A 13,183-nucleotide genomic window follows, 5' to 3' on the forward strand; every position below is an offset into this window, starting at 1 on the left:
GCCTGCTTCCAAAAAAAGTTCTCCTTCTGTAACAATCAAATACTCTTGGGTATTTTCACCATGAGAACTACAGGGATAATCTTTGCCGGGTTTAATTTCAATGTCATATATTTCAAAAGGGCGTTCCTTCTCATAAGGGAAATACACGTAGTTTTTATATGCATCTTCAACATATTTAGCAGGTGTGAGGGTTACGCGCCGAACCACATAGCTTTCCTCCTGCGGCGCTCCAACCAAGTCCATAAAGTTCACTCTAAGCCCACTGATAATTTTCCCCAGTGTACCGATTGTCGGATTGGCTTCCCCCCGTTCAATCTGTCCCAACATACTTTTACTCAACCCGGTCTCCAATGCTACATTTTCCAAACTCATTTGTTTGCTTTGCCGAATCCGGCGCAAATTGACAGCAATATTTGCATTTAAGTAATCCATTTTTAGCTCTCCTTTCATGCAATATATTGTACTATATTTTCCTGTTTAGGACAATATATTGCATGAAAAAGTGCAATTTGGAGGAATTATTTCTCACCTCCATCGACAATTTAGTCTATTGGTTTTTTATGCTATTTTGTCATTCCGGCTGGCAAATAATTATCATTTTAGATCTTCAAGAAATGTCCTTTCTCAATTTCTCAAACCGGGCTGAGATTCTCTTCCATTGCATCCACAAGTACATCCGCAATCTGCGCCGTATCCACTGATTCATTTCTTGCATCTTATTTCGCATATCTGCTATAGAATAGTAGCCCAGCCATCCGGTTGTATATCTTCGCAGTTCCTGCAATATTGCTTCGATTGACCGACCGCGGTTGCGGCCAGTTATTTCTCTTACTTTCTGCTTGAACCGTTTCAGCACTTTTCCGTGTGGTCGGATTCCCATCTTTCTTGGCGTCTTATGCAAGGAGAAACCTAGGGAAGCACTGAATAATAGCTGTTTTTACTATTTAAAAGGCAAAACACATTCGTTTTATTGCAAAATGATCTTTAACAGATGCTAGAAAACACCCTTTATCGCTCTGAAACCGGATCATCCGATTTCATGGCAGACTTTCCCCTCGGGTTCAACTTCCCACCGAGGCAGGTCTGCTCTTACGTCCTGCTATCAGTAGGTTGACAGAGGCGAATAGCATAAACAGGCGTGCTTCGTTTTTTTCAAGTCCCCTATACCGAGTCTTGCTGTAACCAAACAAGTTCTTGATCAGATGGAACGGGTGTTCCACAAGCGAACGGCGGATTTGGCATATTCCTCTGCCAACAACGCTTCTTTTTTCAAACTCTCTGCCATCTTACGCAGAGCTCTACGCCGTTTGGCAATCAACCATGTGATGTTTTTCTCTTGTTTTTTTACTTCGTCTCGTTTTTCAATACCAGTATAGCCCGCATCCGCATAGACCAACTCTTCTTCTCCGTTCAACAGTTCTGTAGTCTTGACAATGTCCGCAACTTGGGCCGAGGTAGTCACCAGGGTATGAATTATACCACTGGCGGCATCTACCCCGATATGAGCTTTCATCCCGAAGTGCCATTCATTGCTTTTTTTGTTTGGTGCATTTGCGGATCCCGTTTCTGGCGTTCGTTTTTTGTCGAGGTCGGCGCCTCAATAATCGTGGCGTCAACAATGGTTCCTTCTTTCATGAAGATTCCTTGTTCTCCCAGACGTTGCTGCAGTTCTTCAAACATTTGTTTCGGCAGATGGTGTTTTTCCAACAGATGGCGGAATTTCAGCAGTGTTGTGGCATCCGGTACGGATTCATGCGATAGGTCAATTCGACTAAATTGACGCAGGGATTGGCTGTCATAAACAGCGTCTTCCATTGCTTCATCCGATAAATTGTACCAGGACTGGAGTAGATATAAACGTAACATTCGTTCACAGCCAATCGGCGGACGTCCCCGCTTTCCTTTAGGATAATGGGGCTCAATGAGTGCCACCCATTCTTTCCAAGGAACCAGGGTTTCCATTTTTTCCAGGAATACATCTCGCCGAGTTTGCTTTTTCTTGTGGCTGTATTCCCACTCGCTAAACGATGTCTGCTTTTCCATTGATGATCCTCCCATGTCAATCCTTCGCTCTTTTTGCTATTACATGTATTCGACATGGATCATCAGTTTTCCTATAATTGGAAATGATTAAATCAGTGTTTCCCTAGCTTTCCGGAAACGGCATGAACGGAAAATTGTGTTGTGGTAAAAGGGGATGGTTCTTTTTTGTATCATATTAAAGCCTTACTCCCTTTAATCCGGTGTTAGCTGGTGGAGGTCATAGCCCCCAACCGTCCCACACAAGCAACAATAGCCCGCGAAATTCGCGGGCTCTCAGTCGTTCCGGATTTATATGGTGGAGGTAAGGTAGTACAATTATCCGGTGAAGGAAAAATTGAAAAAGTGTCATTTGAGCAATTTACCGATAGTTTCTATACCGTCCATCGCGAAATCTGGGTTCCATTTAATGATACTTCCAACCGCTACGATGCTTACGAGCCAATTGGCAGTCTAGATGTTGCAGAACGGGCTTTAAAGATGCTTAATCATGAAATGGATTATGATATTTTGTTCAATAACTGTCATCATTTTTCATGTGGTTGCTTAAGCGGTAATTTTGGCAATTATTATAACACGTTATCTAATATCAAAGAACAAATTGAAAAATACGAAAATGGGAGCAATCCTGTAATATGGTACCGCTGGAATTGGGTAGACGGAATATTAATGAAATAACAAAATGCCCTCACTCCTTGATACCTTTTATTTCTATTTTTTCATGAATGTGATTGTTTGTTGGCCTATTGTCCAAGCAAAATTGTTTTTTTAAATTAGACCATTTTTGTGTTTAAAAATAGCACCGGTTTCCATAAAACTTTAAACGCCAAAAACGGCTATTTGTCCATTATAAGACAAATAGCCGTTTCCTATTTTTGTAAAAAGTCGGGATTTAGATGGTGGAGGTGAGGAGAGTCGAACTCCTGTCCAAAAGTATTGCTACACAGGCTTCTCCGAGCGCATTCCGCATTTTAGATTTCGCACCGTTGACGCTTGCGGACAGGCTTCGCTGGTGCTATCTCGATAAGTTTCCCAGTCGGTCCGCCGAGAATAGAACCTCAGGTATCCCGCTGTTTGTCGCCCTATCCCTCCCCGCAGGAAAAAGGAGAGTAGGACGTTAGCATTAAGCTGCTAAAGCGTAATCGTCGTTTGCTTTTACTTTAAGATCCACCGTGTTGACGGGCTGATGGAACCCCGGCTCGCTACCTATGCCACAACTACCCCTGTCGAAACCAGTACACCCCCATATTTAGAGCAAACTATGTGTTAGACTATTATAGCACAAACTATGCGAATGGACAATGGCGTTATTCAGCCAAAATTTTCTGTCAATGCCAGACAGACCGACAGGAACTTTTCCTGCGCAAACTGAATATTATAAAGGAAGGAGTTGATTCCAATGGACAAGAAAACCACCGGTATACTGATGGTCCTATTTTCAGCAGCCGGTTTTGCAACCCTCGCTATTTTTATTAAAATTGCTTATGCAGCCGGAGTAAACACGGTTACCATGCTTGCCTTGCGGTTTTTGCTGGCAGCAGCCGTCTTATGGCTGATACTATATTTGCGAGGTACTCTGCCTCATATTTCTAAAAAGTTATCGGTTCAGCTCTTTCTTATGGGTACGTTAGGCTATGGAACCATGTCATTTTTTTTTGCGCTGGCGCTGAAATACTTGTCGGCTTCTCTCGCCGCAATGATTCTTTATACCTATCCGGCCTTGGTTAGCTTGCTCGCTTTCGCCCTTGGCGACGAACGGGTTACTTTGCCGAAATGCTCCGCTTTAGCTGTCTGCTTTGCCGGTTTGTTCCTGGTGCTGGGAGTCTCGTTTAACGGGCTCAATCCGCTGGGAATATGTTTGGGCTTAGGCGCAGCGGTAGTGTATTCCGCCTATATTGTCATTGGGAATCGGGTTCTCCGGCAAGTTGATTCAGTAGCCGCTGCCACTATCGTGTGTACTGCCGCCGGTATGAATCTGCTGCTGGGCGGAGCACTTGCCGGAGAACTGCAATTTGCTATTGCTTTACCAGGAATACTGGCGATATTGGGTATTGCCTTCTTCGGTACTGTTATCGGCATTCTCTTCTTTTTTGCGGGGATGAGCCGCATTGGCGCCGCTAATGCGGCCATCATTAGCACTACGGAACCGATTATCACCGTACTGCTGTCTTGTCTACTGCTCAATGAAAGAATTACGCTGCTCCAAGCGGGCGGCGGATTATTGATTTTAGCTGGTGTAGTCATTCTTCAGGTGTGGACCGGCAACAGCTCTGCTGTAGCATCACCGGCGGTGCATTCTGAGGAATAAGGCTACTCTTTCTGCCGTTCGCGAAACGCCCGGTCCATTTCCCGTTTGGCGTCCTTGGCGGCAAGATCCTGCCGTTTGTCATACGTATGTTTCCCGGTGGCCAGTCCCAATTCGACTTTGACTTTTCCCCGGGTAAAATACAGCTTCAGCGGCACCAAGGTATAGCCTTTTTCCTTCGTTTTGCCGATCAGCTTGTTGATTTCCTCCCGGTGCATCAACAGCTTACGGGTTCGCAGCGGTTCGTGATTGAAGCGATTGCCCTGGTCAAAGGGACTGATGTGCATATTGTACAGCATAATTTCGCCGTTTTCAATCCGGGCGTAACAGTCTTTTAAGTTGGCTTTCCCCGCCCGCAATGATTTGACTTCCGTTCCGGTCAGCACAATGCCGGCTTCAAAGGCTTCATGTATAAAATAATCGTGGCGGGCTTTGCGGTTTTCCGCCACCGGTTTGTTATTGGGGTCCTTTTTTCCCATAGTATTCCTCTCCTGTATATGCGATAACGTTACTTTATTATAGCATATGACGTAGGATTTTTAGAATTGATTTTACGGCTTTGGCGCCGCAGCACGCTTCGCTTTTCTGGGTCTGGGGCGGCGGGGTTTGGCGCCTGTGGTTTTGCGTTTTTTTGATTTTTTCTCGGCAATGGAAGTGGGTTTTTTGGCCGGAGTGGCCTTCCCCTTTGTCCGTCCTTGATTACTCTTGTCCGGTTGGGGACGCAGAGCGTGAGCGGAGGAGGAAGCCAGTACAAAATCAATGGTCCGTTCTTCCGGGTTGGTCCGCACCAGGACTACCCGGGCCGGGTCGCCCAGGCGGTAAACTTTCCGGGTGCGTTCGCCGATAAGGGCGTACTGGTCTTCTTCATAGCGGTAGTAGTCGTCGTCCATGCTGGAAACCCGCACTAAACCCTCCACGCCGTTTTCCAGTTCGACAAAAATACCAAAAGCGGTAACACCGTTGATGACTCCGTCAAATTTCTCACCGACAAACTGGCCCATATATTCAACCTTTTTTAAATCGACGGTTTCCCGTTCCGCTTCGGCGGCAGCCCGCTCCCGCTGGGAGGAATGAAGGGCGATCTCCGGCAGCATGGCCGCCAGTTTTCCCCGGCGCTTGGCCGAAACATCGCCGGTATTGAAGGTTTCCCGCAGGATGCGATGGACGATTAAGTCGGGATAGCGGCGGATTGGTGAGGTAAAATGCGTATAATAGGTGGCGGCCAGACCAAAATGTCCTAAATTCTCCGCTTCGTAACGGGCCTGTTTCAGGGAGCGCAGCATCACAGTGCTGATGATCCGCTCTTCCGGGCGGCCGGCAATGCTGCTGAGAACTTTCTGCAGAGCCATCGGCTGCACTTCCTCCACCTTGGCCAGACTTTGACCAAAGTTATGCAGCAGATTATTCAGTTTCGTCATTTTTTCCGGTTCCGGTTCTTCATGTACCCGGAACATAAAGGGAACATCCAGGTCATGCATATGTTCGGCCACGGTTTCATTGGCCACCAGCATAAATTCTTCCACAATGGACTCCGCTAAATTTCGCACCCGCTTGACTAATTCAATGGGTTTGCCTTTTTCGTCCAGCTTGACCTTTATTTCCGGGAAATCAAAGTCAACTGCCCCCCGGCGCATCCGACGGTCCCGCAGAATGTGGCACAACCGTTCCATATCTTCCAGTGATTCCAGCAGTTCCCGGTATTCTGCCTTCACGGCCTCATCGTGCTCCACCAAAATTTTGCTCACGATGTTGTAGGACAACCGTCTTGCCACCCGAATCACACTGGGAAAAATATCATAGCTGAGTACCTGGCCCATGTGGTTAATTTCCATCTGAATCGACATTGCCAGTCTGTCCTCACCGGCGTTCAGGCTGCAGATACCGTTGGACAGCCGCTGAGGCAGCATCGGAATGACCCGATCCACCAGGTAGACGCTGGTTCCCCGCTCCCTGGCTTCCTGGTCAAGGGGGCTGTTCTCCCGGACATAATAGCTGACATCGGCGATATGCACACCTAAACGGTAGCGGCCGTTGGGGAGCCGTTCCAAATTCACTCCGTCATCCAGATCCTTGGCATCTTCCGAGTCGATTGTCACGATCGGCAGCTGACGAAGATCCCGGCGCCCGGCAAGTTCAGCCGGATTAATGGCATCAGGTGCCGCAGCCGCAGCCCGTTCTACTTCCAGGGGAAATTCGGTTGGCAAATTGTTTTTTTTAATAATTGACAATATTTCAATGCCCGGATCGCCTTTTTGCCCCAGTACTTCGCTAATTTTACCTTCGGCACTGCGCTTTTTTTCCGGCCATTTCGTAATTTCAACAACGACTTTGGCACCGACTTTGGCACCGTTAAATTCGTCCTTGGGGATAAAAATATCATTGCCGATCCTCACGTCATCGGGAACAACAAAGCCAAAGTGGCGGCTGGCTTCAAAAGTTCCCACTACTTTTGGATTGGCCCGGTGAATGATGCGGATAATCTCGCCTTCTCTGGCCTTGCCGTGGCCGGGCTGGTGAAAATGGACCCTGGCCACGACCCGGTCATTATGCATAGCGGTCATCATGGCATCCGGCGGGATAAACACATCCGGTTCATTGGGCTCCTTCGGGGTTTCCGGAATGACAAAACCGTATCCTTTATTGCTGGCCTGCAGTCGTCCGACGACCAGATTCATTTTATCCGGCACGCCGTATTTATCGTAGCGGGTTTTGATCACATCGGCGTTGTCTTCCATTTGCTGCAATACCTGCCAAAAGTCCAGCAGTTCCCGTGCCTTCAGATTCATTTGCTCGGCCAGTTCTTCGGCCGTAAGGGGTTTATAGACTTCGGTATGCATAAATTCCAGTATTTTTTCCTTTAGCGTCATGATTTTTCCTCTCCAATTACTGCCACTATCGCTTTCGCCTGAGCAGTCACCGTGCCGTCCGGCAGTCGAATTTCCCCGGCCATCTCATACATATGGCCCTTATGTCCCTTGAGTCGCCCGATAATTGTAAGTTCTTTCCCAATAGGAGTCGGATGACGATAGCGAATTTCCAGACGGGCCGTAACTGCATTCCAGCCTCTGGCATACAAATAGCGAGTAGTAATTTCATCCAGCAATGTACTAATGATTCCTCCGTGAACAATGCCGTCATAACTTTGATGTTCCGGTCCGGCGGTAAAATGGCTGATGTAGGTATCATTTTCCTCCCGGAAAGACAGCTTCAGCCCGATCGGATTGTTCCGTCCACAAGCAAAACACCACTGATTTGCTTCCTCATTGCTAACTTGTCCCACTGTGACTACCGTCCTCTCTCTTTCAATTCGCCCTGTAAAAATTCTGCAACTGCTTGAAAGACCTTGTCTCGCTGCCGGTCCAGGGTAACGATGTGGCCGGATCGCTCCAGCCAAATCAGCTGCTTATCGCTGCTGCCCAGCCGCTCATAAATATGGCGGGCGCTCTTGGGACGCACCGTATGATCGTTATAGGACTGGATGATTAAGGCCGGTACTTGCATCACCGGCAGCAGCCGATCCACCTGCTTAACCAGCTCCAGCATGCTTCCCAAACTGCGAAGGGGTGTACGATCGTACCCTACCGAATATCGCGGATCGATATCCGGATATCGCCGGCGGCGCTTGGGCGCAAAGCTGCGAAACAAGCGGTAAACCGGCAGCATCGGCAGCCGGCGGTCTGTGATATAAATCGGTGCGCTTAAGGAGACTACCCGGCTTACCGGATAGTCAACAGTCAGCTTCAACGCCAGCAGAGCCCCCATGGACAAGCCAATGACAGCAATCTCCTGGCAAAGATGTTTTAATATATGATACCCATCCTCGACAGCCCCATACCACAACGGCCAGGTTGTTTTTGCCATCTCTTCCGCCCGGGTTCCGTGGCCGGGTAAGCGGGGGGCAAAAACAGTATAGCCCTGAGTCTGAAGAAAATCGCCCAGAAGCCGCATTTCCGATGGGGATCCCGTAAAGCCATGCACCAGCAGCGCGCCGTGATCGCCGCCGGGCAGCAAAAAAGGTTCGGCCCCTTTCATAATCGTCAACAGGCAATCCCTCCATCAAATTGATCTACCCCTATCATTATACCATTATAGGAAAATGATTATAATTTATTGATAGAAAAATTTACTATTTTATACTACTCCTTCGGTTTGACTGTGCCGCTTTTTTTACAAAACGCCGGAAAAGTTCTCTCATCTCAGGCCGGACCTGGAGCAGCATCTCCGGATGCCACTGTACGCCCAGCACAAACTCCTGTCCCGGTTGTTCGATTGCTTCAACCACACCGTCCCGAGTGCGGCCACTGACAATAAATCCCGGTGCCGGGTCTTTTACCGCCTGATGGTGAAAACTGTTGACCCGGAAACTTTCAGTCGCCACGATATCAAACAGGCAGGTAGTTTTCTCCACGATTACGGTGTGGAAAGGAGTATCTCTCCTTGCCTGCTGCGTATGCTGTTGACAGCTGCCGGGTATCCGGGAAATATCCTGGTATAGGGTCCCCCCAAAAGCCACATTAAGCACCTGTATTCCCCGACAGATGCCAAAGATAGGTTTGTGCCGACCGGCGGCCGCCTGAATCAGTGCAAGTTCATACTCATCCCGGCGAAGATCACAAAAACCTAGTCTTGTATCGGGCTCTTCCCCATAAAACAAGGGATGGATATCCCCGCCGCCGGAAAGCAGCAGCCCGTCCAGCAAACCGACTTGTGCCTCAATCGTTGCTTTTACGCTAACGGTTGGTAAAATCACCGGAACGCCGCCAGTCTGACAAATCGCCTTAATATACGCCTCGTTCACACTCAGCTTTTCGCTGCCGGCTCCTTCTTCAGTGATAATGCTGCCGGCTGAAATACCGATAATCGGCCCTGTCATTATCTCACCTCCGCAATAAGCTGCATCTTATTGTTATGCCGCTGCCGACAAAAAGGATACTAAAAATTGATACAAAAAGCACCAGGCAAAGCCTGATGCTTTTTGAACACAAATTGATTTTAGAAGAACAGCAACGGAGCAATAATCAGAGAAATAGTACCTGCGACTTTGATTAATGGGTTCATGGCAGGACCGGAAGTATCTTTAAAGGGGTCGCCTACTGTATCGCCGATAACGGCAGCAGCATGAGTCGGAGTGCCTTTGCCGCCGTATTTACCGGATTCAATATACTTCTTGGCGTTATCCCAGGCACCGCCGGCATTGGCCATGAAAATAGCCATCAGAACTCCTGCAGCCGTGGCACCGGCCAGGAATCCGGCCAGCGATTTCGCCCCCATAAGAAAACCAACTAAGAGGGGAGTTCCTACTGCAAATAAACCAGGCAGCAGCATTTCACGGAGTGCCGCTTTGGTGCTGATATCAACGCATTTGGCATAATCAGGACGACCGGTGCCTTCCATGATGCCGGGAATTTCTCTAAATTGGCGGCGTACTTCCGCAATCATCTCGAAAGCCGCCTTGCCAACAGCTTCCATTGTGAATGCGCACACCAGGAAAGGCAGGGTAGCGCCAAGGAAGATGCCGATGATTACACCGGGCTCGGTCAGGTTAATGACCAGATGACCGTTGGATACGAGGCCGGCCAATTTCGGATTTTTAACAATTTCTTCACCAAAAGCAGTAAACAGAGCCAAGGCAGTGAGAGCGGCGGAACCGATAGCAAAACCTTTGGCAATCGCCGCTGTAGTATTTCCTACGGAATCCAGTTTGTCGGTAGTCTCGCGGACTTTGGGATCCAGTTCGGCCATTTCGGCAATGCCGCCGGCATTATCGGCAACAGGACCGAAGGAATCAACGGCAACCACCATACCGGCGGTACAAAGCATACCCATAGCCGCCATGGAAATACCATAAATACCGGCTTGGTTAAAAGCAACCCAGATTGCAATGGCAAATACGATCATCGGTAAAGCGGTACTTCGCAGCCCGGTTGCAATACCGGCAATTATGTTGGTAGCCGCACCGGTTTGCGATGCATCGGCAATATGCTGTGTCGGCGGCTTGGTATTGGCAGTGTAATATTCGGTAATTGCACCAACAAGAATATTAACCGCTAAACCGGCCACAATGGCAACAAAAATACCGAAACCTTTTGCGCCGAAAATATGAGTAGCCAAAACATAAGCCATAATGGCAGTCAGCAAGTTTGTTGACCAGAGGCCACGATTTAAGGCAGCCTGGGGATCGCCATTTTCACCGGTGCGTACCAGGAAGGTGCTGAGAATAGCCGCCACAATTCCGGCAGCGCCGATCAAGAGGGGAAATAACACACCATTAATACCGAACAGAGTGTTGCCAATCAGCATGGCAGCAATGGCAGTAGCGCCATAAGACTCGAATATATCGGCACCCATACCGGCCGTATCACCCACATTATCGCCCACATTGTCGGCAATAACAGCAGGGTTGCGGGGGTCGTCTTCCGGAATACCGGCTTCCACCTTACCCACAAGGTCGGCACCCACATCAGCGGCTTTCGTATAAATACCGCCGCCAATACGGGCGAAGAACGCAATGGCGCTGGCACCAAAAGCGAAGCTGTTGATCGCTACCGGATCGCGGAAGATTATGTACAGAACGGAAACGCCTAACAGTCCAAGGCCGGAAACCGCCATACCCATAACAGCACCGGCGCGGAAAGATACGCCAAGAGCTTTATTCAAACTGCTGCGGGCAGCTTCGGTAGTACGGGCGTTGGCTTTTGTCGTCGAACTCATGCCTATATAGCCGGCGACAGCCGAACAAACGGCACCTACCAGAAAGGATACGGCCAATTTGTAGCCGCTGGCAATAAACAGTACAACAAAAATGACAACAGTAAACGGAATTAAAGTTTTATACTGACGGTTTAAAAAGGCCATCGCTCCTTCAAAAATCGCCTGGGAAAGTTCCCGCATCCTTGTATTACCCGGGCTTTCGCTGAGCACGCTGCTCATCAGATAAGCAGCAAATAAAAGTGCCAGCACACCGGCTCCAGGTGCAATGTACAACAAATCCATCTAATAGTTTCCTCCTTAAATTTGGGACATCCTGTCCCCCTAAAAATACTGAAAAATACCCCAATGAAATTCATTGAGGTGCAATAAAACCCTATTGCATCAATTTCACTAAAACCATTGTTACCACACCAAATAGTACGCCCAGCACCATGGTTGCTTTCGACAGGGTTTCATCAATGCCTTTTTTCTTACCGCCAAAAATGGTCTCGGCTCCACCGGCAATAGACCCGGACAGCCCGGCACTTTTTCCTGACTGCAGCACTACAACGGCAATCAAAGCAATGGATATAATGGCTTCCAGAATCATCATTCCTGTAATCAAAGCTTTTACCCCCCCCAGAGTTTTACTTATATATTTTAGCACAATTAAATTGAGGTTGGCAATGTATTACCTATTATTATTTCCGATGTTATTCCCATTCTCACCAAAAAGCAAGAAATATATTCCCATGATTTTACTAATACAGGTAACAGCCGCAACTATTCTCCCGGCTGTTACCTGTTGGCTGCTTCTATTTTAAATTGTAAAAAACAGCTTTGCCTTTGTACTGAGAAACATTTCCCAATTCTTCTTCGATACGCAGCAGCTGGTTATATTTGGCTACCCGATCTGTACGGGCCGGTGCTCCGGTTTTGATTTGTCCGGCGTTAACGGCTACAGCGATATCGGCAATGGTAGCGTCTTCCGTTTCACCGGAACGGTGCGAGATAACACAGGTATAACCGGCCCGTTTCGCCATTTCAATCGTATCAAAGGTTTCGGTCAGCGTACCGATCTGGTTCACCTTAATCAAAATGGAATTAGCGACTTGTTCTTTTATACCTCGTTTTAACCGTTTTGTATTCGTAACAAAAATATCGTCGCCAACCAGCTGAAGTTTTCCACCCAGCCGCTTGGTCAATAAATTCCAGCCTTCCCAGTCGTCTTCCGACAAACCATCTTCAATCGAGATAATTGGATATTTATCGGCTAAGCCGGCATAAAATTCCACCATTTCCGACGAAGTTTTTACCACCCCTTCACCGGCCAGATTGTATTTGCCGTCTTTGAAAATTTCGGAAGCGGCCGTATCAATAGCCAGGGCGATTTCTTCCCCTGGTTTATACCCGGCTTTTTTAATGGCTTCCACAATGACGCTCAAAGCTTCTTCGTTGGATGACAAATTGGGAGCAAACCCGCCTTCATCACCAATAGCCGTGCTTAACCCCCGGTCTTTCAGCACCTTTTTCAGGTTGTGATATACTTCGGCATTCATCCTCAGTGCTTCCGCGAAACAGGAAGCGCCAACCGGCATAACCATGAATTCCTGAATATCCACATTATTATCCGCATGTTTGCCGCCGTTGAGAATGTTCATCATCGGCACCGGCAGTTCCTTGGCATTAAAGCCGCCTAAATACTGATAAAGGGGAAGTCCCTGAGAAATGGCCGCTGCTTTGGCGACTGCGATGGATACGCCTAAGATCGCGTTAGCCCCCAGCTTGCATTTATTCGGCGTACCGTCCAATTCCAGCATTTCACTGTCAATGGCAACCTGATCCAAAGCGTCCAATCCCACTAATTCCGGTGCGATGGTATTGTTGATATTTTCCACTGCTTTTAAAACGCCTTTGCCTCCATAACGGCTCTTGTCTCCGTCCCGCAGTTCCACGGCTTCATACATTCCGGTGGAAGCGCCTGACGGTACAGCCGCTCTTCCCAAAGATCCGTCTTCCAGAACGACATCCACTTCCACTGTCGGATTACCCCGCGAGTCCAAAATCTCCCGGGCAAAAATATCTACTATTGTCGTCATATATATTGCCTCCTTGTTGTTTTATGGCGGTTGGCACTTGGCACTTGGC

Annotated in this window: 11 protein-coding genes, 1 other RNA gene and 1 pseudogene; 2 read left to right on the forward strand and 11 right to left on the reverse strand. The window is 48.2% G+C overall.

Features of this window, described 5'->3' with window-relative positions:
• Positions 1-432 (reverse strand): helix-turn-helix transcriptional regulator (locus ABFC84_14125; GenBank protein MEN6413877.1); only part of this gene is annotated, 432 nt, incomplete at its 3' end.
• A gap of 629 nt (positions 433-1,061) precedes the next feature.
• Positions 1,062-2,043, reverse strand: a pseudogene (locus ABFC84_14130) (IS5 family transposase).
• A 210-nt stretch (positions 2,044-2,253) separates the two neighbouring features.
• Between ABFC84_14130 and ABFC84_14135 the strand changes: the two are divergent.
• Positions 2,254-2,718 (forward strand): lecithin retinol acyltransferase family protein, encoded by a 465-nt coding sequence (locus ABFC84_14135; GenBank protein MEN6413878.1) that lies wholly within the window; start codon positions 2,254-2,256, stop codon positions 2,716-2,718.
• A gap of 219 nt (positions 2,719-2,937) precedes the next feature.
• On the opposite strand, the gene ssrA is transcribed toward ABFC84_14135, so the two are convergent.
• Positions 2,938-3,285, reverse strand: a transfer-messenger RNA (tmRNA) gene (ssrA, locus tag ABFC84_14140).
• Positions 3,286-3,439: 154 nt separating this feature from the next.
• Between ssrA and ABFC84_14145 the strand changes: the two genes are divergently transcribed.
• Positions 3,440-4,348, forward strand: coding sequence for a DMT family transporter (locus ABFC84_14145; GenBank protein MEN6413879.1), 909 nt, complete (start codon positions 3,440-3,442; stop codon positions 4,346-4,348).
• 2 nt (positions 4,349-4,350) lie between these two features.
• On the opposite strand, the gene smpB is transcribed toward ABFC84_14145, so the two are convergent.
• From smpB to eno, 8 genes are all read right to left on the reverse strand, one after another.
• A complete protein-coding gene (gene smpB, locus ABFC84_14150; protein MEN6413880.1) occupies positions 4,351-4,824 on the reverse strand; it encodes an SsrA-binding protein SmpB in 474 nt (157 codons plus the stop codon).
• A 72-nt stretch (positions 4,825-4,896) separates the two neighbouring features.
• Positions 4,897-7,212, reverse strand: coding sequence for a ribonuclease R (gene rnr / locus ABFC84_14155; protein MEN6413881.1), 2,316 nt, complete (start codon positions 7,210-7,212; stop codon positions 4,897-4,899).
• A complete protein-coding gene (locus ABFC84_14160; protein ID MEN6413882.1) occupies positions 7,209-7,625 on the reverse strand; it encodes a PaaI family thioesterase in 417 nt (138 codons plus the stop codon). Before ABFC84_14160 ends, rnr begins: the two co-directional genes overlap by 4 nt.
• A 5-nt stretch (positions 7,626-7,630) precedes the next feature.
• Positions 7,631-8,377, reverse strand: a complete 747-nt coding sequence (locus ABFC84_14165) for an alpha/beta fold hydrolase (GenBank protein MEN6413883.1) — start codon at positions 8,375-8,377, stop codon at positions 7,631-7,633.
• Positions 8,378-8,471: 94 nt separating this feature from the next.
• Positions 8,472-9,218, reverse strand: a complete 747-nt coding sequence (locus tag ABFC84_14170; protein ID MEN6413884.1) for a gamma-glutamyl-gamma-aminobutyrate hydrolase family protein — start codon at positions 9,216-9,218, stop codon at positions 8,472-8,474.
• Positions 9,219-9,337: 119 nt separating this feature from the next.
• The gene (locus ABFC84_14175) at positions 9,338-11,338 is read right to left on the reverse strand and encodes a sodium-translocating pyrophosphatase (protein ID MEN6413885.1); all 2,001 of its coding nucleotides are present in this window, start codon (positions 11,336-11,338) and stop codon (positions 9,338-9,340) included.
• 91 nt (positions 11,339-11,429) lie between these two features.
• Positions 11,430-11,660 carry a preprotein translocase subunit SecG gene (secG, locus tag ABFC84_14180; GenBank protein MEN6413886.1) on the reverse strand — a complete coding sequence of 77 codons (231 nt, stop codon included), beginning with the start codon at positions 11,658-11,660 and terminating at the stop codon, positions 11,430-11,432.
• A gap of 190 nt (positions 11,661-11,850) precedes the next feature.
• Positions 11,851-13,134, reverse strand: coding sequence for a phosphopyruvate hydratase (gene eno / locus ABFC84_14185; protein ID MEN6413887.1), 1,284 nt, complete (start codon positions 13,132-13,134; stop codon positions 11,851-11,853).
• Positions 13,135-13,183: the final 49 nt, after the last annotated feature.

Source organism: Veillonellales bacterium, from assembly GCA_039680175.1.
Lineage (GTDB): Bacteria > Bacillota > Negativicutes > JAAYSF01 > JAAYSF01 > JBDKTO01.